The organism is Ralstonia sp. SET104 (genome assembly GCF_003851545.1).
In the GTDB taxonomy this organism is placed as follows: domain Bacteria; phylum Pseudomonadota; class Gammaproteobacteria; order Burkholderiales; family Burkholderiaceae; genus Ralstonia.
On record NZ_BHVX01000002.1, the window covers coordinates 50,758 to 73,539 of the forward strand.

Genomic DNA, 22,782 nt, shown 5'->3' on the forward strand with positions numbered 1-22,782 from the left:
GCCTAAATGGTTGCATGGAAAAACGGGCGTGCTCAGACCCATGTGGTCCTATTTTGAAACCATAGATGTGGGAGATGTGCCGTGATTGTCTTGCCAGCGGGCTTTCGGCCGAGACAATAGCTTCCTGTTTCCCGGTGCCGCGGGGTGGGTTGTCATGCAGGACGTTTGCGCAGCGGCCAGCATATTCAACGTTGACTTCGCCCAACCATTGCTTGAAGTACTGGCATGTGACTTTGCGCTTAATGATGCATGGGGGGCGGCATCAGGTTTTGGCCGGTAACCGTGGCTTGGACCCGCAAACACGAGCGTCAGCAGAAGGGTTGCCGGTGAGAATCCAGGGCGGGTCTATGCTCGGTAGATCTGCCCGCTGGCTGGCTCCTATACTTCCTCGGTAATCGTGGCTTGTACTGGCGTGATGAAAAATGATAGAACGCCATAAAATTTTGCCTCTAAGCTTATCTTTTCACAATTGTTTGCAATGCAACGGGGGCGGCCTTTTAGGATGAGTTGGGCTCAAGTCGGCGGGCGGCACATGCTGGCTGGGCGTAGGTAAGGTCTTGCGCGGGGAGCGGGTGCCGCGCCAGTCGCTGCTGGTGGCTGGTGGATCGAACAACGATGCGCCGGTCCGGGACCCCGACCACAACGACAAAGGAAGTGAGCCGGCATCCCGCATAGCGATGGCCGGACCCGATACGGGGAAAGGGCAGTCCAGATGGCGATACGAATTGCCTCGGTAGAAGACAACCAGGCGCAATCGGATTTGATTCGCGAGATCCTGGTTTCGTCCGGGTACGAATGCGAGTGTTTCAGTAATGGGGATGCCTTCGTCAAGGCGCTGCGGGATCGCACGTTCGATCTGCTGCTGCTCGACTGGCAGTTGCCCGATATCAGCGGCATCCAACTCGTGAGCTGGGTGCGGCAGACGGTCGGCCCGGCGTTGCCGGTGCTGTTCCTGACCAACCGTTCGCTCGAAGACGACGTAGTGCGCGGCCTGGCCGCCGGTGCGGACGACTACGTCATCAAGCCGGTGCGCCGCGCCGAGCTGGTGGCACGCGTCGGTGCCCTGCTGCGCCGTGCAGCGCCGCGCACGAGCGAGTCGCTCGAGCGCATTCGCGTAGGCCCGTATGCGGTGGACCCCGTTGGCCGCGTGTTGACGTTGAACGGCTCGCAGGTCGAGCTGTCGCCGCGCGAGTTTGATCTGGGGCTGTATCTGTTCCGCAATGTCGGCAAACTGGTGCCGCGTGAGCTGATCGAGCAGGCGGTCTGGGGCCGCAGCATCGGCCCGGATTCCCGCACGCTGGCCACGCATATCTCCAAGCTGCGGCTCAAACTTGATCTCAATCAGAAGAATGGCGTGCGGCTGGTGTCGGTGTATTCGCATGGCTATCGGCTCGAAACCACACAGGAAGATGGCGAAGCAAGCTGACGCACGTTGGGGTGATTCAATTGGGCGCGCCGCGTTTGTCGGCGCGTTCGTTCTTTTTGGCGGCGTGTGGCAGACGGCCATGGCACAGCCATCTGGCGCCGCCGGCACAGATTTTCTCTATCGTGTGCGCGAGGGTGACACGCTCATCAACCTGGCCAGTCGCTACATGGACAGCGTCGAAGGGTGGCACCTGCTGCAGCAACGCAACCATGTGGCCGATCCGTATCGGCTGAAGCCCGGTTCGCTCCTGCGTATTCCGTTTGATCGCATTCCGGTGGTGCCGACTATGGCGCAGGTGATGTTTGCGCGCGATGCGACCACCAGCGGCAAGCCGCTGCAAGCGGGCATGAAGCTCGCAGAAGACGCACAGATCGACACGGGCGACAAAGGCGCCATTACGCTCGCCTTTGATGACGGCACGCGTGTGACGGTGCCACCGGGCAGCCACGTGGCGCTGTCGCGTGTGCGGGCGTTTGCCCGTACTGGGTTGGTCGACGTTCGCGTACACGTGAAGCAGGGCGAGGCAGAATCCAATGTCTCGCCAAAGAAGAGCGGTGTGGGCCGTTATGAGATCTCCACGCCGGCGCTGGTGACGGGCGTGCGTGGTACGCGTTTCCGGGTGCAGGCCAGTGAATCGATGTCGACGAGTTCAGTGCTCGAAGGTGAGGTAGCCACGAGCGCCGGTCGTCAGAGGCAAGCAGTCAAGGCGGGCTTCGGCGTGCAGGCATCGGGCGGACACCTCAGGCGTGCGGCGCTACCGGCGGCGCCCAGGCTGGACGCTTTTCCCGAGCTTGTGCAGACGCCGTGCCTGCGCGTGACGTGGCAGCCGGTCAAGGGCGCTGTCGGGTACCGCGCTGCCGTGGCGCGGGATGCCGCGCTGACCGAACTCGGTGGCTATCAATCGATCAAGACGCCTGCAGCAAACCTCTGCGGCGATGAGGATGGCGACTACACGCTGGTCGTGCAGAGCATTGACGCACTCGGGCTGACGAGTGAATCTGCCACGCGGCCGTTCACTGTGCGCCTGCATCCGGAAGCGCCATACACGATCCAGCCTGCCAGCGGCAGAACCTATCGCAGCGGCGATGTTGCGTTCGCGTGGGCCGTCGTGTCCGATGCCGGCAGCTATGACACGGAGGTGGCCGGCGCAGAAACCTTTGCCTCGCCAGTCGTTCAACAGCATGGCAAGGACGTACGCCTGACCAGGCCGTTGACCGCCGGCACGTGGTGGTGGCGCGTGCGCTCGGTGGCCGCGGACGGCAAGACCGGCCCGTGGAGCGATGCGCTGCGTTTTCGCGTGCTCGACATTCCACCTGATGCCGTGCCGACCGCTGCCGTTGATGCCGGCAGTGACGGCAAGCTGCACGCGCACTGGTCAGCGCTGTCGCCCGATCTGGCAGCATCCGGTGCGCGCACGCGCGTGCAACTGGCGAGCGACACAACCTTCGCCAAGCCCATCGCCGACATCGTGAGTGAGGGTAACGAGGCCACCATTGCGCGGCCACAGGCTGGCGTGTACTACATCCGCACCGGTGTGGATCTGGGCGATGCGGCATCGGTGGTTTATGCCAAGCCGCAGCGCATCGACGTCGGTGCCTTCGTCGGCGATTCCGCGCGCAGCCCGGTGCAGAGCGGCGACGGCAATCTCCTCCTCAATGACTGAACCCGCATCTGCCAAGTCGGCCGTGCACCGCCTAGGGCTGCGCGCGCTGGTGGAGTGGGGTGTACTGGTGGCGCTCGCTGCGTTGCTGACATTGGGTGCAGTGCGCTGGAGCGTCGTCGCGCGGCTTGATGCAGCGCTGTACGACGCGGTGGTTACGCTGCACGGGCATGCGCCGCGCGACGATATCGTCATTGTTGCCATTGATGACCAGAGCCTTGACGCGGTGGGGCGCTGGCCGTGGCCACGCGGCAGGCTGGCGGATCTGATCGCACGCGTGGGTCAGGCGCGGCCCCGTGCTATCGGCATCGACATTCTGCTGATCGAGCCCGATCTCGCGCACCCCGATGGCGACCGCGCGCTGACGGCCGCCATCGAGCAGGCCACGCACGTTATTCTGCCCGCGTTGCCGGAGCGCACGCAGCAGGGGCGTGTGTATCACTATCCGTTCCTTGGTATCAAGGCCTCCGTCACGCACATCAACGCCGCCCCCGATGCGGACAGCGTGGTGCGCGGCGTGTATCTGGCCGAGGGGCCGCGCGCGCACGTGCTCGACCATCTTGCGGTGCAGCTAGCGCGGGAGGCATTGCGCTCGCCGGCCTCCATGCCAGCGTTGGCTGATGTGGAAACCGACGCGGACGGTTGGACGCGTCGGGCACCTATCCGCCTGAATTTTGCCGGACCGGCTGGTACGTACCGGCATGTGCCGGCGCTGGACGTGCTGAACGGCCGTGTATCGCCCGAGGCGTTTGCCGGCAAGCTGGTGCTGATCGGGGCCACAGCCTCGGGCGTGTCCGATATTTTTGCGACGCCGCCGTCGCGCACGATGAGCGGCGTGGAAGTGCTGGCCAACGCCACGCAGACGCTGCTTGATGGCAACGCCATTCTGCCGGTGCCGCCGGGCGTGTTTTGGGCGATGACGCTGTTGCCCCTGCTGATGGCGGCATTGGCCGTGCGTTGGCTCACGCCGCGCATGGCGCTCGCCGTGTCGCTGGCGGGCGTGGTGCTACTGCTGTTGGGCGCGATTGGCGCGCTGGTGTTTGGCAATCGCTGGTTACCGCCGTTTGCCGCGCTGGTTGGCCCGCTGGTGTTGTACCCGTTGTGGAGCTGGCGCCAGCAGGAAGCCGCGCTGCGTTTTCTGCGCGACGAGATGCAGCGTCTGGCACGCGAGCCCGGCGTGTTGGCGGATACCGCGCCGCTGGCCCGGACCGGCCGCACGCTGGGTGCCCACATGGATACCGTCGCTTCGCTCACCGACAAGCTTCGGGGTCTGCGCCGCTTTCTGGCCGATGCGCTGGAGAGCCTGCCCGATGCAACCGTCGTCTGCACGCGTGACGGCACGATCCGCCTGGCGAATGGCCGTAGTGCAGACTTGGCTGGCCAGTTGCAGACGCCTGGCCAGAATCGCGCCGCCGCGCTGCGTGACCTGTCGATGCTGTTGGCGCGCGCATTTCCTGACCCGGCCACAGGGGAGCACTACTGGACACGCTGGCTGGCGGACCCCACCGGGCTTGAACCTGTCGAACTGCGTACGTACGACGGCCGCTCGATGTTGATGCACGCTGCGGCGTTGCGCGACGACGCAGGCCACCCCGTCGACATCATCGTCAGCTTTGTCGACATCACCCCGGTGCGTCAGGCAGAGCGCCACCGTGAAGAAGCGCTGCGCTTCATCTCGCACGACATGCGCTCGCCGCAGAGCGCCATCCTTGCGTTGATCGAGTTGCAGCGCGACGCTTCACGCGCGCTGGATCGCGAGGTGTTGCTCTCTCGCATTGGTCAGCTATCGTCGCGCACGCTGGAGCTGGCTGATGCGTTCATCGACCTGGCACGTGCGGAATCGCAGACGCTCAAGCTGGTAGACGTGGATCTGGTGGGCCTGGTGCTCGATGCCGCCGACGAGGTCTGGCCGCTGGCAAATCGTCATCAGGTGGAAGTGCGCGTGGTGGCTGACATTGAAGCGGCCGTGCGGGGCGAGCCACGCTTGCTGGTACGCGCACTGGTGAACCTGCTCAACAACGCTATCAAGTTCAGTTCGGCCGGTTCTGTAGTGACGGTGTCGGTAGAGCGGGACGAGGCGATGTTCTCGGTGGCTGTGGCCGACCAGGGTGCGGGCATTGCGCTGGCCGATCAGCCGCGGTTGTTCCAGCCGTTCCATCGTTTGCACGAAGGCGCAGCCAATGCGCCCTCGGGCAGCGGGCTGGGTCTGGTGTTTGTGAAGACGGTGGTCGACCGGCATGGCGGCCGCATTGCCGTCCAGAGCACGCCAGGGTTGGGTTCCACCTTCACGCTCTGGCTGCCGCGCGGTACGCATCGCCACGACACCTGAGGCCATCGTGGTCTCGTGTGGCCTTCGCCACATTTCCTTTTCAATCATTTGCATTCCTGCACTGCGGCGGCCCTACAATTCGTTGGCTGACCCGCACAGCATGCGCCGGTGACACACCGGTCGAGAGACGGCGGCACCTGGGAAAAATCGAGCACAGACACCCCCGAGGCGCCACGTATGTTGAGCCAGGCTGCAGCCGATGTTTCGAGCGAATGCGATTACGAACGCGTTTGCACGCAGTTGCATCAGGCCCTGCATGGCGACGGGATCACGCTGCAGGGCGAGCGCCTCTGGCTGGCGGGTCAGCATCTATCCATACGGCGCGGCGGCGGTCGCAACGACGGCAGTGCACAACGCCATCGTCGCACCATCGATTGATCGTGCCGCACGCAGCCACCTACGAAACCGAGCCATGAAAATCGGTCTGATCGACACGCATCTTGCTCGCCAGCAGGCGATCCACTCCGCGCTGCAGCCCACGCGCTTTGAATGCGTGCCGCTGTTTCTCTCTCGTCAAGTTTTTGAAGCAATTGATCTGCACGGCATCAACTTGTTGATGGTGGGCGCGCATGCGCACGACATGCCTGGACTGTCGCTGGTGCGAACCGTTCGTGAGCGCGTGGGCCCCGGTATGGCGATCATCTACCTCGCCGACGGCCAAGCCGATACCGAGACCGCCGACGCCCTCAATCATGGCGCAGACCTGTGCTTTCAGGGTGAGATCCGCGCACCTGAATTGCTTGCTCGGCTCGATGCGTTGATTCGCCGTTTTGCCGTAAGCCGCGCGGTACGTGCTTCCGAGATCCGCCTGGGGCCGTACACACTGGATCGACACAACCGCTCCATACGCTTGCGCGATGTATCGGTATCGGTGCATGCACGGGAGTTTGAGCTGGCGCTGCTGCTGTTCGCGAATGCGGGGCGCCTGCTCTCACGCACCGATATTGAACTGGCACTGTGGGGCCGCGAACTGAGCCCGTACTCGCGCACGCTGGATACGCATGTCTCGCGCCTGCGCAAGAAGCTGCTGCTGGGCGCGGAGAACGGCCTGAGGCTGCGCGCAATCTATGGGCAAGGCTTTTGCCTTGAGCGCGTGATGGATTCGGTCGCAACGCACTGACAGCCTCAGCTTACGGAGCCACTGGCATGCAATTGCTCTGTAGGTGACATGAATCGCGCGCATCAGCGCTACGAGATGCGCAACATCGACGCGATGGGCTACAGCGCGCGCACCACCGATCCGCTGTACAAGCACATTCCGTTCTACGACACGCTGTCCGGCTGCAGCTTCGATATGGGCCGTGAGCTGGACAACCACCACGGCCACTACCGCTACTTCGTCGCGCCGCACGGTGATCTCGACTACTACTTCATCGCGTCGCCCGACACGCCGCTCGATGCCACGCGCCGCTTCACGTGGCTGACCGGCCGCCCGGCGCGGATGCCGAGGTGGGGCCTGGGCTATTCCGGCTCGATCATGACGTACACCGACGCGCCCAACGCGCAGGAACAGATGGCCGAGTTCATCAAGGGGCGCCGCGAGCACGACATCCTGTGCGACTCGTTCCACTTGCCGTCGGGCTACACGTCGATTGGCCCCAAGCGCTACGTCTTCAACTGGAACACCGACAAGTTTCCCGATGCGCGCGGTTTTGTTCAAAGCTATCTGGGTGCGGGCATTCGCCTGTGTCCCAGCATCAAGCCGTGTCTGCTGCGGGACCATCCGAAGTTTGAAGAGGCTAAGGCCGCTGGTCTGCTGATCTGCGATGCCAAGGGTGAACCGGCCTGGGTGCAGTTCTAGGAAGAAGTGGGCGCATATCTCGACTTCACTAACCCAAAAACGCTCGACTGGTGGAAGGCCAACGTGAAGAGCGCACTGCTCGACTACGGTATGGCGTCAACCTGGAACGACAACAACGAGTTCGAGGTTTGGACGCCCAATGCGTTCGCCCACGGCTTCGGCAAGAAGGCGCCCATTCGTGAAGCCAAGGTGCTGCACACCATGCTGATGATGCGCGCCTCGCGCGAAGCACAGCTCGAGTTTGCGCCGCAGCGCCGGCCGTTCCTCGTGTCGCGCTCGGGCGGCGTTGGCATGCTGCGTTATGTGCGCCGAGTGCGATGACATGATGCTCGGCACGTTGCTGCTGGTGGTGCCCACGGTGGAAGAGGGCGAGACCGCTCGCAAGGTCTACCTGCCAGCCGGCGCGCGGTGGGTGTCGTACTGGAGCGGCGCAGGGGTGGAAGGGAACAGGCCTGCGCGCATTGGAACCTGGCGAGATGCTGCGCTTGCACATGCAACTGCGGATAGGAGACGCCTGAAATAGCTGACGATATGCGCTACGCACTGAATCAGGCCCGGATAATGCGGGCCTTTCTTTTTTCTGTGGTTTTGGAGAATTTTTGCGCGGATGATACTGATTATTGTGCGGCGCGAAACATGTAACGTATGAGTTGATTGAATTGAGATAGAAACACGTCGAATTTGCTATGAGGCAAACATTCGCAAATACTGCTAGGGCAGTGAGTCGCAATGATGGTGTGACAGTTTGATAATCCATCATTTGCGCCGTCAGAAGTCTTGACTTGGAATCGTATTGCCATGCAGTCCCTTACCGTTACGCCCCTCGTTTTCGAGGTCAATCTGCCAGGCGCCTTGTCTGGCTTGCAAATTCGGTACTTTCTCGGTTCGAGCATCCTGCACAGCCGACATCCTCGCGTCCGCCGCCGACGGCCTTTCTAGCGGAAATGCCGGCACTCTTTGCTGTCGGTCCGGTGACGTTCAATTTGTTTTTGATGATTAGTCGATGGCCAGATTAAGCGCGTGGCACGCGTTCGCTCGGCTTTGCGATTAATAATCAGGAAATTCTGATTTTTTCATTTTCTTCGTTGCGATGACGAAGGGGTGAGTCTTTTTAAAAAATAAATGCTTTGGGGGGTACGTAAATACATGGAGATCGTGGTATGACCAATCCAGTTATCATCGGGCAAATATTTACGGTGAGCAACGCTGATGGGACCGAATTCGGTCGAGGTTGCTTCAGCTATCGCGGGACGCCTGGCGCCGTCACTTTGTCGCACCCCTCCGATGGGGCCGCGGGTTCCGTCAAGGTCGAGAATTTTTGGTACCACGACTCGGTGGTGGGAACACTTGGGCCGCTTGACCTGAAAGCACTCACATTCAGTACGGATGGCACGGCGCGTTTCTCGTTTGAGGCCGAGCGCGCCGGACAGATCGGTATTGCGGTAGAGGTTGTGTCTAAGGAGCGAGCGGGGAACGTTTCCGCACATCGTGGCGCTGCTGGCGATTTCACCAATCAGGGCCGCACCGTGGCATTCCCCCGCGAGAACATCGTGCCGGAGGGCGAGTTGATCGTGCCGGCGGTCGATCTTGTGGTGCTGATCGACACCAGCTATTCGATGCTGGACGAGGCCCAGTGCCTGAGCGATGCCGTAGAACTGGCGATCGAGACCGCCAAAAGCACGTGCCCGTCGGACTTGCGCGTGACGTATTTGGGCGTCGAGGGGTGGTTCAAGGATGACAAGAAGGGTACCTACCTCGGTACCAGCAAGGTCAAGGCCGCGGAGCGCAAGAAGCTCGAATCGGAACTTGCACGCGTAGCCAGTGGAACAGGTGGTCAGTCGTTTACCGACAAGGACGCATTGGGCGGTTTTCAGGCGCTGCTCGAGAAGGTGATTTGCGGCAGCCGCACAACGCCTGGCAGTGCAGAGGATGTGCCCTGCAAAGACTGCGACAAGCCTGAAACGCCACCGAAAAAAGAACCGCCCGCAGCAAAAGAGCCGCCCGTCGCTCCGCCGCCCGAGAAGAAAGAGCCCATCAGCGTGAATGATGATCTCTACGCGATCGTGCTGAGTGACCCGATATGGTGGGCCGCCAATAACTACGACGACAACAGCGATATCTACATCCACGAAGCCAAAACCGGCGCAGTCAAGCGCAAGGTGGTGGATAACAGCAGTGCCATGGGACAGAGCAACGCCATTACATCGGATGGCTGGCATTACTACGTCCAGAACAACACGGACGTAGTCCGCATGCGGGAAGGCGGGGCGCCGCAAAAGCTCTCGTCCCTTTCAAAGCCCGCTGGATGGGCGTACATCGACGGGTTTGCTTTCCGGCAAGACAACATGGGATTCATGTTGCATACGCAGAGCCCATCCATTGCCTACTTCAAGCACGACCCATCACCCAATGCGCAGATTCAACCGGGGCGTCTGACCGTCAGGTTGGAAGGCGGTGGGCCCGTGCCTTTCGGAAAGGGCGATGCACAGTTCGTGGCCGATCTGGTGTTCGATGGCAATGACCGTGCTTATTTCATTGCCGCCCTTGGTGATATCTGGGTTGTGGAGGACACGCGCTCCCTCACCGAGTGGAAAGCGCGCCATCTGTACCGAGTTCCCCCGGTGCAGCTCCCGGGGCATACGCGCTACATCGGTATTGCCTTTGATGCGCAAGGCACGGTGTATCTGTGCGGTGGTGTCGTGGAAACTGAGCAGCCACCGCGGCAAGGGCTGGGGCGTTTCGCGAAATATGGCTCAAGGTGGTCACGCCGCTTTATCTCGCGCTTCCGTCTGGACAACCCGGGAAGTATGGAGCTTGTGTATGACGGCGGCCCCCGTTCGGGCTCGTATGGCGATCTGGCTTCGCTGGCGTTTCCGAAAATTACCAAGGTGTGATTGACCGAGCATCGTGTGCTGCGCTTATGCAGCGCACGATGCCGATCAGCATGTTCTCGACCCATCGGCTGCTGGCGCATTGCGCCACCAGAGCACGGAGGTATCGCTGCCATGAGCACCACCAAGTACCCGACCGCGAAGGCCGCAGCCCAGGCCATGTCTGCCGTCTTGGTCAGTAAGACAGGCAAGAGCGGAGCAATCGTGCCGCTGGCTGACAGCGACCCACAGTGGATGAGCGCTACGATTCGAAAGATCCACGATGCCCGTGGGTTTGATGACCCGGACAATTTCAAGTACGACACCATCCACTATTACCTCGAGGAACTGGTGGGGTGCGACGAGTCTGAATGGGACGCCTACGACCTGGATGCGATATGGGATTCCTTTGGCGATGACGGGTCGTATAAGTGGCTGTGCACCTCGTTCTATCGCTTGAGCTATCTCGATGAGGTTCGGAAGGCGCCCGGCAGCGAGAAACTCAACATGCTTTCTCTCCTCAATCGTGCCCAGATGCTGGAGCACCGAGAAATCTTCACGCTCCTCGTGGCCGCCTTGCGCGCGCAAGTCGAAGTCAAGGCGCAGCCGTCGGCGCCGGCGGTAAAGCGCACCCCCAAGAGGGCAAAAACGAAACCACCTGCTACGGCGTAACGGGCCGTCTTGAAGGGGGGTTCCCCGAAGGTTCCACATCCTTGCGGGGAACGTTCGACGTCGGCATACGGCCAACTGGAGTTTCCGCCCGAAGATGCGGCGTCTCAACGCCAGTGCATGACCGAGGCACTGCGTGGTGCCGTGAAAATCCCGCCGGGTATTCAGATTGATGTCCTGCTAAGCAGTAGTAAGGCGTCGGTGTCCGACCGCGCTCCGCTGAACAAGGGTGGCCCTGCGCGCGTTATTTGAGGGACGCGGACTCAACGGTGCGTGTCCGCTCAGTTTCTGTCCGATCAACGTAGGTGCCGATGGTGATTTCGGCTTCCGTGCGTTCAGCCCACTGCTGGGCTTGTTGTCGCGTGTCGAACGTGCGGTAGATGGGCTTGTGTCCGCGCTTGCGAACTTCGGCGCGCCAGTAGGCGCCGCGTTGGCTGATGTATGCCATTCCGGAGACTCCATGCGAAAGGTTGATGTTTCGCTTGGCCCGATTCTCCGTTCCGGCAAAATTCCGGCAAAGGGTACAGTTTCGGCATTGCGCCCCCTCGCTAGGGACGAAAAAAAAGCACCGGCGATTGCTCGCAAGTGCTTGATTTTCTTACCCTCAGGGAGGGTGGTGGGGCGTGAGTGACTCGAACACTCGACCTACGGATTAAGAGTCCGACAGTCGCGGCATTTCGCAACATTCCCCACCGTTGATTTTCAATGCACATTCCCTTGTAAATCAGTGGCTTAGCCATTGAAAAGGCCTCGCTCTCGTTGACTAAAATTCCGCTAAATTCAGGTAGACTGGCTACATGGCGGCTACATGGAGCCGCCGCTTTAGAAAAGGAGTGGCGCCGTGGCCAGACCGAAGAAGGACCAAACCCCCGACCTGAGCCAGCGGGTCGCCCTCACCGTGGGGCACATCGAGCGCCTGAAGTGCCCGGACGGCAAGGACCAGGCGTTTTTGCGCGACAGCGAGGCGCCCTCGCTGCGCGTGCGCGTCACGATGGCGGGCGCGAAGTCGTTCGTGTTCGAGGCCAAGCTGCGCGGCCAGACCATCCGCACCACCATTGGGGCCGTGCAGTCGTGGAGCATCGAAGCGGCCCGCGCGGAAGCGCGCCGGCTGTCCGTCACCGTCGACTGCGGCATCGACCCTCGGGAGGAGTTGCGCGAAGCCATCGAGGCGGAGCGCCGCCAGCGCGACGCGCGCAAGCGTGCCGAGCATTTCACCCTGCACCGTCTGCTGACCGACTATGCCGACTACCTTGAGCAGCAGGGCAAGCCGTCACACCGCGACGCGCGCAGCATCTTCAAGAACCACGTTTTCACGCCTTGGCCGAAAGCCAGCAAGATGGCCGCCTGCATCGTCACTCACCACGAGGTGGCTATGTTCATGCGCAAGGCCATGGAGAAGGGCCACAGCCGCACGGCCAACAAGCTGCGCAGCTTCATGATGGCCGCGTTCCAGGTCGCCATCACGGCCTCGTCCAACCCGAAGACTCCGCTGTGCTTCCACGGCTATGGTGTGACGAGCAATCCCGCAGCGGCCACGGTCCCAGACGAAGCGGCCAACCAACCCGACAAGAACCCGCTTAGCCTGCAGGAGTTGCGCAGCTACTGGCAGGCCATCAAACCCCTGGAGGGCATGCGGGGCGCGGTGTTGCGCCTGCACCTGCTGACCGGCGGTCAGCGCATTGAGCAGTTGCTGAGACTGAAGACCGCGAAGGTGACGGACACCGAAATCACCCTATACGACGGCAAGGGGCGTCCCGGCAAACCGCCGCGCCCGCACAGCGTGCCCCTGATTCCGCTGGCCGCTGAGGCCCTGCGTGAGCTGCAGTCGAGCGGTGAGTATGCGCTGAGCACGACCGGAGGCACTACGCACATTGCCTCCCTCACGTTATCGGGTTGGGCCAAGGAGGCGGCGCCGGCCGCCATCGCCGGTTTCCAGGCCAAGCGCATCCGCTCCGGGGTGGAAACCGCCTTGGCTGCCGCCCGCATTTCGAAGGACGTGCGCGGCCGCCTGCAGTCCCATGGCATCACCGGCGTGCAGGACCGGCACTACGACGGCCATGAGTACATGGACGAGAAGCGGCACGCCCTGGAGGTGCTATTTGCCCTGCTGGACAGTCCGGCGCAGTCGAATGTCGCCCCCTTGCTGGCTGCATGACCCTGTCCGGCATGCCCAGCGTCAGGCCGAGTCGGCTTGGCGCGCGGTGGTCTGCTACAATCTTGTAACCCGTAAAGTTACGCTATACAATCATGATAAAGAGCTTTGCCCACAAGGGTTTGGAGAAATTCTTTACCACGGGCAGCAAGGCGGGCATCCGGGCGAACCACGCCGACAAGCTGCGGCGGCAATTGGCACGGTTGGACGTTGCGGCAAAGCCGCAGGACATGAATGTCCCTGGCTGGAAGCTGCACCCGCTCAGCGGGGAGTTGGCGGAGCATTGGGCCGTGTGGGTCAGCGGCAACTGGCGCCTGACCTTCCGCTTTGACGGCGAGGATGCCGAGATTGTGAATTACCAGGATTACCACTGAGAGAACGACCATGACGCGAATGCATAACCCCCCGCACCCTGGCGCCACGTTGCGCGAGGATGTGCTGCCTGCGCTTGGACTGTCAGTCACGGAAGCGGCCCGCCAACTTGGCGTGACTCGCGTTGCCCTCTCGCGTGTGCTGAACGAGCACGCCGCCATCTCGCCCGAAATGGCGCTGCGCATCGAGGCGTGGCTCGGAGTCGAGCGCGGCGGGTCGGCGGATGTCTGGCTAGCTGAGCAGGCCTCGTATGACTTGTGGCTTGCCCGCCAGAGTGGGGTATCTCACGTGGAGCGCGCCCCCGAGGAAGTCGAGGCCGTCTGACCGTAACCGTTCTGCCCTGCCTAGCTTTAGCGGGCGAAAAGCCGGAGACCTTCACCGGCCTGGCAGGGGCTCCCATGCGAAGGTTTGCACGTGAAGGGGTGCCATGGCTGCACTGGACGAATTTGCGGCAAGGTTCGGGCGTCCGCAATCGGCTTGGACGAAGGCGCAGTGGAAACAAGCGGCAATCGAGCTTGCATCGAGGCTCGACCGCACTGACCGGACGCCCGCCAAGCGAGGCCGGCCGCGCCACGACGATGCCGCATTTGTCATGGGCAAAGATGGCAAGGTGACGGTCTCCCAAAAGTCGAACTATGCGGCGCTCGCATGGCAGGTAAAGCAGCGCATGGAACAGGCAGACGCAGACGGTCGACCGCTCGCAATGAAAGAGGCCGTGCGCGAGGAGTTGGTGGAGGCGATACGGCGGCACAATGCCGCCCCGCCAGACCAGCGAGGGGAACGAAACGGCGAGCTCCGGGAGTCTCGCGCGAATGCAATGCTTGAAACGGCCTACACCGAGGTCCGCAAGCTATTGAAGAAATGGCGCGAGGAATGCTGACCGCTGAAGGACTGGCAAGGGTCGAAGCGGATATTTAATCGGCCCAATTTTTCCCCGCTGCAGAAGTACGAACCTATATCAACGCTGAGATTTAAAGCCGATTGGGGCGGAATCTTGGAGCGTTGAAACGAACTCAGCACGTTATCAGCGTACCAGGACCCGCCGCGCGCGGCCCGAAATTGGACGTTGATATGAACAACCTGGTTCAACCCATCCCGCCCGGACTCGCTGCCATCGCACGCGGGCGTGACGCCCTGCCTACCAATGAAGCCGCCACTGTTCTGAACCGCAAGGACCAGACGATGCGCAAATGGGCCTGCCTTGAGAACGGCCCTATCCGCCCCGTTCGCATCCATGGTCGATTGGCCTGGCGCGTTGTCGACTTGGCGAAGCTGCTGAACGGGGGGCAATAATGAAAAAACGCCCGACCGACAAGAGCCAATCGAGCGCCAACGAACGCGGTGATTTTAACTCGACCGAGGCGCAGCGCGCCAGACTGCTGGCCGCTCTGCGGCGCGGTCCCGTGACAACCATCGAGGCGCGGCGCGACCTCGATATTCTGATGCCTGCTGCGCGGGTTTTCGAGCTTCGGCACCGCGAAGGCTACGACATCGCGTTGTACTGGGTGCAGGAGGCAACCCAGGCGGGCCGCATGCATCGTGTCGCGCGATACGCTTTGATGCCCACGCATGGTTCCTCGATGGCGTAAGGGGGCCGACATGGTTGTTTGGACTGATTACGCGACTGGCGACCATCGCGTTACCTGCCCCGCCTGCGGACGTGGTGAACGCGACAAGACCTTGGGCTTGACCATCGAGGCGGGCGGTAAAGGTGTGGCGCATTGTTTCCGCTGCGCTTTCACCGCGAGCTACCACCCGGACCGTGGCGCACGTCAGCAAGCCGCCAAGCCACGCATCAAGGCCACAACGATGCAACGGCATGCGGTGCTGTCCGACTATGGCCGCGAGCTGTGGCGCGCCTGTAAGCCGCTGTCGGGCGTTGCCGTGGCCTATCTTGAAGGCCGCCGCTGCGTCATTCCGCCCGCTGACGGTGATTTGCGCTTTCATCCGGCGTTGAAGCACCCGACCGGCGACACTGGCCCCGCACTGGTGGGCCTCATCACGGATGCTGTGACGCGCGAGCCGCTGAGCCTACACCGTACCTGGGTTCAAGCCGATGGCCGCAAGGCTGACGTTGACCCGCCGCGCCTGTTGTTGGGTGGGCATCGCAAGCAAGGGGGTGTGATTCGTCTGTGGCCTGATGAAGCCGTGACGGTCGGCCTGGGCATCGCGGAGGGCATCGAAACGGCACTCAGTCTGGCATGGGCCTATGCGCCGGTGTGGGCCTGTATCGACGCCGGGAACATGGCGGGCTTTCCTGTGCTGTCCGGTATCGAGGCGCTGGCCATCGGCGCGGACAACGACGCGGCCGGACATGCGGCCGCCCAAGCGTGCGCCGCTAGGTGGGTCGCTGCTGACGTTGAGGTGTTCATCACGCGCCAAGCCCAAAACGACCTGAACGACGCAATCAAGGGGGCCGCATGAACGCCCCCGCTGAAATCATACGCGGCGTGCTCGCCAATGCTGAGCGCATCCGTAAGCCCGAGCCGGTGCGCGATGGTGTCATCCTTGTAAATGGCGCGGACCTGGAACCGCAACCGGTGCGTTGGCTGTGGCGTGACTGGCTGGCATTGGGCAAGCTGCACATCCTGGCCGGTGCCCCGGGGCAAGGCAAGACGACAATTGCCCTGGCCTTTGCCGCGACGGTGACGAGCGGCGGACGCTGGCCGGATGGCTCGCGCTGTGAGCCGGGTAACGTGCTGGTGTGGTCTGGCGAGGACGACCCCGCCGATACGCTGCTGCCGCGCTTGCTGGCTGCCGGTGGTGACCGAGGGTGCGTGTATTTTGTCGCTGGCTCCCGCGTGAATGGCGAGGTTGAGAGCTTCGACCCGGCGCGCGACATGGCAACGCTGCAAGCCGAGGCCGAGCGCATCGGCAATGTCCGCCTCCTCATCGTTGACCCGGTGGTGAGCGCCGTTACCGGCGACTCTCACAAGAACACCGAGACGCGCCGTGCGCTGCAACCACTGGTCGACCTGGGCGCCAGCATGGGTGCCGCCGTGGTGGGCATTACGCACTTCAGCAAAGGTGGGCAAGGTTCTGACCCGACGCAACGTGTGGTTGGCTCCGTTGCCTTTACTGCCGTGGCTCGCGTGGTGCTGGTGGCCGCCAAAGTGAAAAGCGAGGACGGCGAAGACCGCCGCATCCTGGCCCGCAGCAAATCCAACATCGGCCCGGACGAAGGCGGGTTCGAATATCGCCTTGAACAGTCCGAACCGCTGCCGGATATTCTGGCGTCCTATGTCGCCTGGGGTGCCTCGGTGGCTGGGACCGCCCGCGAACTGTTGACCGACCCGGAGGAGCAGGACGACGGCGAAGTGAGTGCGAAGGATGCTGCAATCGAGTTCATTAAGGAGGTGCTGGGCGATGACGTGGTGCCGATGAAGGCTATCGAGGCCGAGGCGAAGGAAGCCGGCATTGCGTGGCGAACCGTGCGCCGCGCTGCCGACGCGCTGGGTGTGAAAAGCCGCAAAGGCGAGGGTGGGAAGTGGTATTGGAGCCTGCCCAAGGTGGCCAACATGGCCAACCTGTCCAACGTTGAAACCATGGACACCTTGGCCACCTTGACCGCGCCAGTCAATCAGGAGAGCAACGAATGCGCGTGAATCGTCCAACCCCGTTGGACAAGTTGAAAGCACTCCTACAGGCCGTGTCAGAAGGTGCCTGGGTAGTGCTGTTGCGTGTGTGCGTATTCGTTCGCGGCGTGCTGCCGTGGGCATGAGCGAGGTGAAAAATGATTGATGGTCTGATTGGCGGCAAGCTGTACGGCACCGCTGAGGAACGCACTGGAAAGAGCGGCAAGGCATTCGTCACGGCCAAGGTGCGGGCTGCTGGCGGCGACGGTGAAACGTTGTTCGTGAACGTCATCACGTTCAGCCGCACCGTTGGGGATGCACTGCTAGCGCTGGAGGACGGCGATTCCGTGGCGCTATCTGGGGTGCTGACCCCGAAGGTTTGGACGGACAAGAACGGCGAGACGCGGCCAGCGCTGGACATGGTGGCCCATGCCGTTTTGACTGCCTATCACGTGAAGCGCAAGCGGCAGGCCGTCCAACATCAGGCCCCGCCGGCTGGCGGCGACGGGTTCGAGGATGAGGCTTTCTAAAGTAGGCGCAAATAGGTGCAGGCGGATGAGTTAGTCGGGATTTCTGCCCTTCAAACAAAGAGTTGCCGATGCCATCGAAGAATGCCGAAAGGCTGGCGCAGTACAAGGCCAAAATGCGCAAGGCTGGCTTCAAGCGTCTGTCTGCGTGGGTTTGCCCCGAGTTGGCGGCAATGCTCGCAGCGAAGCGGCAGCCTCACGAGTGTGGCGGTAGGACACTGGAACGCCTGCTGCTAGGAGAAGCCAGGAAGCGCCCGGACTATTGGGCGCCGCAAACAGAAAATAAGTCCAAGTAAGTTGATAGGCAGCCGCCAATTCGAGACCAGTACGCGCCCGCGCACGAGGGCGGACATGGCGATTGCTAAAGTAGTGAAAGATAGTGAAGCGGACTCAGCTTGAATTGAAAACAATCAAAAAAATTCAAAGCGGGCGGCGCTGCTGAGAGCAACTGGAAACAACTAGGGATAACTTGCCTGCGAATACGGAAAGCAGCACAGAAACAGCCATGTCGTGGTGCTATCGCCCCCAGCGATGAACCTGCTAACAGGATGAAAGCAGGGCTGGGCGAGACGGCTGCCTGTTACGGTTTGTTGGCGACTTTCCCGCATGCATCGCGCGGGGACCCCATGCCCTTCTGCAAATCAGAAGAGAATGAAGAGCTTAGTCCTCATCAAACGCGTCGTCAGGGTAGGTTCGTACAACATTGTGGTGCGGTGCCGGCCTGCGCATGGGCGTGAAAAAGGCGCTTGTGTTACTTGGGCAGGCACCTGCCAGCAGTCGAGCACTAGAGATTACCTCCCACAACTGCGCCAGGCTATAGCGCTCATCCCACACAACTTCTTGGCCGTCTTGGAGCCGGTCACCGTGGGCATTTAGGCGGGCAATGTTTCGAACAAATTGACGAAGCGCGTGCGCCTCTTCAGCAGAGTCATAATCCATTGGTTCTCCCCCAGCATTGAGCCTAGCTGCTTGTTCTGGTTAGCCAACTTCGCCGGTCGCATCTGCTTATCGTTATTTCTGCATGGCGCTGGCGATGATAAGCGCGCCGATGATGAGGGCCGCGCTCACGGGCAGAGCAGAAATGCCGGCTATGAACGCCCAAATGATAACGCCTATGAGTGCTAGCCCGAAAAGCCATTTGGAAAGCTCGTGCGCAAGAGCGCCCGCGCCTACGAAGGCTCCAAGCGCTATCCATCCCGAGTTCCGAGCTTGGAACTCCACGGCAAAGTAATAGGCGCCATAGAGCAGTAATGCAGCGAGCGCGTACCTTACAGCCGGCTTTTCCAGGAAATCATCAAGCGATGAGCGCCCGGATTGCTCCCGCGTCTGTTCGGCGAGCATGTTGAAGTACGTTTTGGCTTTTTTCGCGGAGGGAGACAGCTCGTCACTGGCCCGGAGCCTGAACAACCCTATCCCAACAAGGAAAAATGGAAGCATAGGCCATGCGTACCACCAGTACTCGGTGAATTGCGCATGCTCGAGTTGGACCCACCATACCAGACCGGTTATGGCGATGCTCGTGACCCACCACGGAAGCGCCCGATAGAAACGCTCTCGCACCGTGTAGTTGACCCGCACAGTCGTGTATCGGCGGACGGCGTCGACACCATTCCGGTAAGCCAGCAAACCCCAAGCCAGCCCAATGGCGAAGGGCACGGCGCCGACCCAACCGTGGGCGATGTCGAGCACGCCGTCATTGAGCTGGAGCCCCCATAGAATGATGGCAAGCATAAGACCGATACCCGCGCGCCAAGCCAGCGCCTTGCGACGGGTGCGCTCCGGCGGCACCTCAAGCCAGGTAGCGGGCGTGCCATCTTCGCTGGTGAATACCGGTTTGCCTTCCTGCTCTTGCCCCGTTTCCAGGGTCAACGGTTTCTCGACTGGCATCGCGCCCACCTAAAGCGTATCGATGCTGCGAGTTTATAAGAGCTGTCGCTTTGTAAACGACAATCGAGCTTACACCCCGCCACTGTGGGGTGAGACAACCCGTTGAGCGCCTACATGGCGGCTACATGGCGGCCAGAAATTGAAAAAGGGTTTGCAGGAACTAGCCTGCAAACCCTTTCAGATACTGGTGGGGCGTGAGTGACTCGAACACTCGACCTACGGATTAAGAGTCCGCTGCTCTACCAACTGAGCTAACGCCCCGCGAAGAAGTGAGACTATATCAACCTTTCTCAGATCGCGCTAGTCCTCTGCGAGATTTTTTTCGGAAATGCTCGCGTAATCGCGCAGCACATCAATGAATTGGGTCAGTCCGTGCGTCGGATGTTTGTCGCGATGGCGCACGATCAGCAGCGGCCGGGCGATGCGCGGCAGGCCGCTGTCAACCTCGACCAGCCGGCCGTCGCGCAACGCATCGGCCACGACGTGGCGCGATAGGCAACTGATGCCATAGCCCGCTGCCACTGTGCGCTGGATGGCCTCGGAGTGGCCGAGTTCGAGCGCCACATGCAGCGGCCCCACCACCGAAGCAATACGGCTGTCGATGAGTTCACGCGTGCCGGAGCCGGGCTCGCGCATCAGCCAGCCCGCTTCACGCAGCGCGGCGTGCGAGACAGGCCCCGTCCGTTGCGCGAGCGGATGCCCCGGCGCGGCCACGACCACCATCTCATCGTCGATCCACGTTTCAATCTCCAGCGCCTCGCCGCGGCAGGTGCCTTCGATGAGGCCGATGTCCACCTCGAAGCGCTGCACCGCGTCGACCACGTCCTGTGTATTGCCGATCAGCACGTCGAGCTGGCTATCGGGTGCGATCTCCTGTCGGAAACCCGCCAGCAGGGCAGGCAGCACGTAGTTGCCAATCGTGCTGCTGGCCGCGAGCTTCAACCGCACGCTGGGCTGGGCGGTTGCATGCTCAAGCGCATCGGCGTGATCGAGCAGCGCTTGCGCTTGCGGTAGCAGTTGCCGGCCCAGCGCATTCAGATGCAGACGCCGCGCATGGCGGTCAAACAACGGATGTCCGAGTGTGGATTCCAGCTCCGCCAGTGCCGCGCTGACAGCGGATTGCGACAGGCCCAGGGCTTCGCCGGCGGCAGTGGTCGTTTCGCTCTGGGCGATAGCCGCGAAGACAGCCCATTGCCGCAGCGTTACACGGGGCGCTTTGTTATCCATAAAAGTGGTTGAAATTACAAAAATTACCTGTTTTACATGTTATCACGATGTGCATATCGTTATGCGCATAGCGAATAAGCAAGGCGAATGTGATGATGGTTTCACAAAAACAGACGGTGCCCCAAGGCGTGGTGTCGGGGCTCGACGGACGGACGTTTGCCAGCGTGGTGGTGCTGTTCGGCTGCGCGGGCGTGGCTGTGATGCTCGGCGCAATGCGGTGGGCCGGGCATCTCGGTTTGAGCGCGCTGACGCTCGCCATCTTGTTGGGCATGGCGGTGGGGCATGTGCCAGGGCACCAGCGTTGGCTGACCCCCGGCGCGATCCAGTTTGCGCGTCACACACTGCTGCGGGCGGGCGTGGTCCTCTACGGTGCGCGGCTGACGCTGGCGCAGATCCACGATCTGGGTACCTCGGGCGTGATGATTCCGCTGGTGGTACTGGCTGCGACGATGCTGGCTGGCACGTGGATCGGTACTCGCTGGTTTGGGCTCGCACGTTCTCAAGCCGTGTTGGTGGCTGCGGGCAGCGCCGTGTGCGGGGCAGCGGCCGTGCTGGCGGTTGCGCCAGCGGTCAAGGCGTCGCCGCGCGAAACGGCCGTGGCGATTGCCAGCGTGGTGCTGTTCGGCACGGTCGGCATCTTCCTGTATCCGTGGCTCTATGCGCTTATTACGCATGCCGGCATGGCCGTCACGCCCGAGCATTTCGGCGTCTACATCGGTTCGACGATGCATGAAGTGGCGCAGGTGATTGCGGCCGCGCGCCCATTGGGTGACGACGCCACCAACGCGGCCGTCGTCAGCAAGATGGTGCGTGTGCTGGCATTGGCTCCGCTGCTCGTGGTGCTGGCCTGCACGACGCCGGCCGAGGGCCTGGCTGCCGCCGCTACAACTCGCAAGGATGCCCTGCGCAAAGCCGCTGGCCATGCCTGGAAAGCGATGCCCTGGTTTGCTGTGGGGCTGCTGATCGTGACGCTGTTGAACTCCGCCGGGGCGATTCCCGCTGCGTGGCACGCCCCCATCGACGCCGTCGACACCGCCATGCTGGCCTGTGCAATGTTCGCCATTGGCACCCAAACGCATGTGCCGATGTTGCTGAAGTCGGGCTTGCGTCCGCTACTGTGCGCCGCAGTGCTGTGGGGCGGGCTTGTGGGCGGTGGTGCACTCATCAACGTGAGCGTGCGCTGGCTGGTGGGCTGATCCGGCACCTGAAACATCGCGAGTAGAGACGGTTGATTCTCTTCTCTGGCGTGCAAGTCGCATCCGGTTGACGACTTGCGCGCTGCGGCTTTTCATTTGTGGGAGGCCGCCTAGTATGAAGCTCCTGTGTCTTAGGCAAAGGGGTCGATCATGCAACCGCATCCCGTCGTTTCAAGAGACGCGTGGCTCATCAAACGTCGTGAGCTGCTTGCACGCGAGAAGGAGGCCATTCACCTGCGCGACGTCATCAACGCCCAGCGTCAGGCGCTGCCTTGGGTCAAGGTCGATGCGGAATACGTATTCGATTCGCACGAAGGCAAGAAGACGCTGGCTGAGCTATTCGATGGCCGTAGCCAGTTGATGGTCTATCACTTCATGCTCGGCCCCGAGTGGGAGGCGGGCTGCCCCGCGTGCTCGTTCCTGTCCGACCATGTCGGCGGAATGCTCGTGCATCTGAACCACCATGACGTGACCTGGGTTGCAGTGTCCCGCGCGCCGATGGACAAGATCGCCGCCTACAAGAAACGCATGGGCTGGCAATTTCCCTGGGTATCGTCGTTCGGCACAACGTTCAATCACGACTATCGCGTGAGCTTCTCGTCCGACGAACTCGCAAGCGGCTCGGTCGACTACAACTACACGGCCACGCCGCGCGAAGACGCCCATGACGAACTCCCCGGTATGAGCGCTTTCTACAAGGACGAGGCGGGCAACGTCTTCCACACGTATTCAACGTATGCGCGCGGTTTGGAAGACATGGTTGGCACGCTGCTGCTGCTCGATCGTGCGCCGCTGGGCCGCAATGAGACTGGCCCCATGTCATGGGTACGCCGTCACGACGAATACGAAGACGCGCCCAAAACGCATGCGTGCTGCGCGTCGTAAAACGCTCAAGCAGAACGGGGAGGACGAAGAGGGGATTGGTGCCCGAGGCCGGGATCGAACCGGCACGCGCCGATTAGGGCGCAGCGGATTTTAAGTCCGCGGTGTCTACCAATTTCACCACTCGGGCTTGGGCGCCGGTGCAAGACAATACACGAGACCGACGCCGCAAATGAAAACGCCCCGCACGAAGCGAGGCGTTTTTTATT

The 22,782-nt window shown here is 61.9% G+C and carries 21 protein-coding genes, 2 tRNA genes and 1 pseudogene; 19 read left to right on the top strand and 5 right to left on the bottom strand.

The window, feature by feature from the left end:
• Positions 1–712 precede the first annotated feature (712 nt).
• From PSUB009319_RS02830 to PSUB009319_RS02865, 8 genes and pseudogenes are all read left to right on the top strand, one after another.
• Positions 713–1,426, top strand: coding sequence for a response regulator transcription factor (locus PSUB009319_RS02830; protein ID WP_124380755.1), 714 nt, complete (start codon positions 713–715; stop codon positions 1,424–1,426).
• A complete protein-coding gene (locus tag PSUB009319_RS02835; protein ID WP_124380756.1) occupies positions 1,410–3,089 on the top strand; it encodes a FecR domain-containing protein in 1,680 nt (559 codons plus the stop codon). The genes PSUB009319_RS02830 and PSUB009319_RS02835 overlap by 17 nt, the downstream gene beginning before the upstream one ends.
• Complete coding sequence (locus PSUB009319_RS02840) at positions 3,082–5,415, top strand: CHASE2 domain-containing protein (protein ID WP_124380757.1); 2,334 nt, start codon at positions 3,082–3,084, stop codon at positions 5,413–5,415. The genes PSUB009319_RS02835 and PSUB009319_RS02840 overlap by 8 nt, the downstream gene beginning before the upstream one ends.
• Before the next feature lie 177 nt (positions 5,416–5,592).
• On the top strand, positions 5,593–5,793 hold the full coding sequence (locus tag PSUB009319_RS22850; RefSeq protein WP_185453407.1) for a hypothetical protein: 201 nt from the start codon (positions 5,593–5,595) through the stop codon (positions 5,791–5,793).
• A gap of 34 nt (positions 5,794–5,827) precedes the next feature.
• Positions 5,828–6,535 carry a response regulator transcription factor gene (locus PSUB009319_RS02850; protein WP_124380758.1) on the top strand — a complete coding sequence of 236 codons (708 nt, stop codon included), beginning with the start codon at positions 5,828–5,830 and terminating at the stop codon, positions 6,533–6,535.
• A 42-nt stretch (positions 6,536–6,577) separates the two neighbouring features.
• Positions 6,578–7,679 (top strand): annotated as a pseudogene (locus PSUB009319_RS02855) (TIM-barrel domain-containing protein); the annotation flags it as partial.
• Between the two features lie 697 nt (positions 7,680–8,376).
• On the top strand, positions 8,377–10,110 hold the full coding sequence (locus PSUB009319_RS02860; protein ID WP_124380759.1) for a hypothetical protein: 1,734 nt from the start codon (positions 8,377–8,379) through the stop codon (positions 10,108–10,110).
• A gap of 111 nt (positions 10,111–10,221) precedes the next feature.
• Entirely contained in the window at positions 10,222–10,758 is a 537-nt protein-coding gene (locus PSUB009319_RS02865; protein ID WP_124380760.1) for a hypothetical protein, read from the top strand.
• 241 nt (positions 10,759–10,999) lie between these two features.
• Here PSUB009319_RS02865 and PSUB009319_RS02870 read toward each other — a convergent pair whose 3' ends face one another.
• The gene (locus tag PSUB009319_RS02870; RefSeq protein ID WP_185453408.1) at positions 11,000–11,203 is read right to left on the bottom strand and encodes a hypothetical protein; all 204 of its coding nucleotides are present in this window, start codon (positions 11,201–11,203) and stop codon (positions 11,000–11,002) included.
• Positions 11,204–11,596: 393 nt separating this feature from the next.
• On the opposite strand from PSUB009319_RS02870, the gene PSUB009319_RS02880 reads away from it, so the two are divergent.
• The 9 genes from PSUB009319_RS02880 (at position 11,597) to PSUB009319_RS02920 (ending at position 17,384) form a co-directional block, all read left to right on the top strand.
• Positions 11,597–12,910, top strand: coding sequence for an integrase family protein (locus PSUB009319_RS02880; RefSeq protein ID WP_124380761.1), 1,314 nt, complete (start codon positions 11,597–11,599; stop codon positions 12,908–12,910).
• A gap of 92 nt (positions 12,911–13,002) precedes the next feature.
• A complete protein-coding gene (locus PSUB009319_RS02885) occupies positions 13,003–13,281 on the top strand; it encodes a type II toxin-antitoxin system RelE/ParE family toxin (RefSeq protein ID WP_071507405.1) in 279 nt (92 codons plus the stop codon).
• A gap of 10 nt (positions 13,282–13,291) precedes the next feature.
• Positions 13,292–13,603 carry a HigA family addiction module antitoxin gene (locus PSUB009319_RS02890; protein WP_124380762.1) on the top strand — a complete coding sequence of 104 codons (312 nt, stop codon included), beginning with the start codon at positions 13,292–13,294 and terminating at the stop codon, positions 13,601–13,603.
• A gap of 103 nt (positions 13,604–13,706) precedes the next feature.
• Positions 13,707–14,159 (top strand): hypothetical protein, encoded by a 453-nt coding sequence (locus PSUB009319_RS02895; RefSeq protein WP_124380763.1) that lies wholly within the window; start codon positions 13,707–13,709, stop codon positions 14,157–14,159.
• A 191-nt stretch (positions 14,160–14,350) separates the two neighbouring features.
• Positions 14,351–14,572, top strand: coding sequence for a DNA-binding protein (locus PSUB009319_RS02900; protein ID WP_124380764.1), 222 nt, complete (start codon positions 14,351–14,353; stop codon positions 14,570–14,572).
• Complete coding sequence (locus tag PSUB009319_RS02905; RefSeq protein WP_124380765.1) at positions 14,572–14,868, top strand: helix-turn-helix domain-containing protein; 297 nt, start codon at positions 14,572–14,574, stop codon at positions 14,866–14,868. The genes PSUB009319_RS02900 and PSUB009319_RS02905 overlap by 1 nt, the downstream gene beginning before the upstream one ends.
• Before the next feature lie 10 nt (positions 14,869–14,878).
• Complete coding sequence (locus PSUB009319_RS02910) at positions 14,879–15,703, top strand: toprim domain-containing protein (RefSeq protein ID WP_124380766.1); 825 nt, start codon at positions 14,879–14,881, stop codon at positions 15,701–15,703.
• Positions 15,700–16,884, top strand: coding sequence for an AAA family ATPase (locus PSUB009319_RS02915; protein WP_124380767.1), 1,185 nt, complete (start codon positions 15,700–15,702; stop codon positions 16,882–16,884). The genes PSUB009319_RS02910 and PSUB009319_RS02915 overlap by 4 nt, the downstream gene beginning before the upstream one ends.
• Positions 16,885–17,012: 128 nt before the next feature.
• A complete protein-coding gene (locus PSUB009319_RS02920) occupies positions 17,013–17,384 on the top strand; it encodes a single-stranded DNA-binding protein (RefSeq protein ID WP_124380768.1) in 372 nt (123 codons plus the stop codon).
• A 1,008-nt stretch (positions 17,385–18,392) separates the two neighbouring features.
• Here PSUB009319_RS02920 and PSUB009319_RS02930 read toward each other — a convergent pair.
• From PSUB009319_RS02930 to PSUB009319_RS02940, 3 genes are all read right to left on the bottom strand, one after another.
• Positions 18,393–19,250, bottom strand: coding sequence for a hypothetical protein (locus PSUB009319_RS02930; RefSeq protein WP_124380770.1), 858 nt, complete (start codon positions 19,248–19,250; stop codon positions 18,393–18,395).
• A 203-nt stretch (positions 19,251–19,453) separates the two neighbouring features.
• Positions 19,454–19,529: transfer RNA gene (locus PSUB009319_RS02935), tRNA-Lys, on the bottom strand.
• Between the two features lie 39 nt (positions 19,530–19,568).
• Positions 19,569–20,495, bottom strand: a complete 927-nt coding sequence (locus PSUB009319_RS02940; RefSeq protein WP_124380771.1) for a LysR family transcriptional regulator — start codon at positions 20,493–20,495, stop codon at positions 19,569–19,571.
• A 92-nt stretch (positions 20,496–20,587) separates the two neighbouring features.
• Between PSUB009319_RS02940 and PSUB009319_RS02945 the strand changes: the two genes are divergently transcribed.
• Together PSUB009319_RS02945 and PSUB009319_RS02950 are read left to right on the top strand one after the other, a co-directional pair.
• Positions 20,588–21,691, top strand: a complete 1,104-nt coding sequence (locus tag PSUB009319_RS02945) for a YeiH family protein (protein WP_124380772.1) — start codon at positions 20,588–20,590, stop codon at positions 21,689–21,691.
• A 150-nt stretch (positions 21,692–21,841) separates the two neighbouring features.
• Positions 21,842–22,576, top strand: coding sequence for a thioredoxin family protein (locus tag PSUB009319_RS02950; protein WP_124380773.1), 735 nt, complete (start codon positions 21,842–21,844; stop codon positions 22,574–22,576).
• 36 nt (positions 22,577–22,612) lie between these two features.
• On the opposite strand, the gene PSUB009319_RS02955 is transcribed toward PSUB009319_RS02950, so the two are convergent.
• A tRNA-Leu gene (locus tag PSUB009319_RS02955) sits at positions 22,613–22,703 on the bottom strand.
• Between the last annotated feature and the right edge of the window lie 79 nt (positions 22,704–22,782).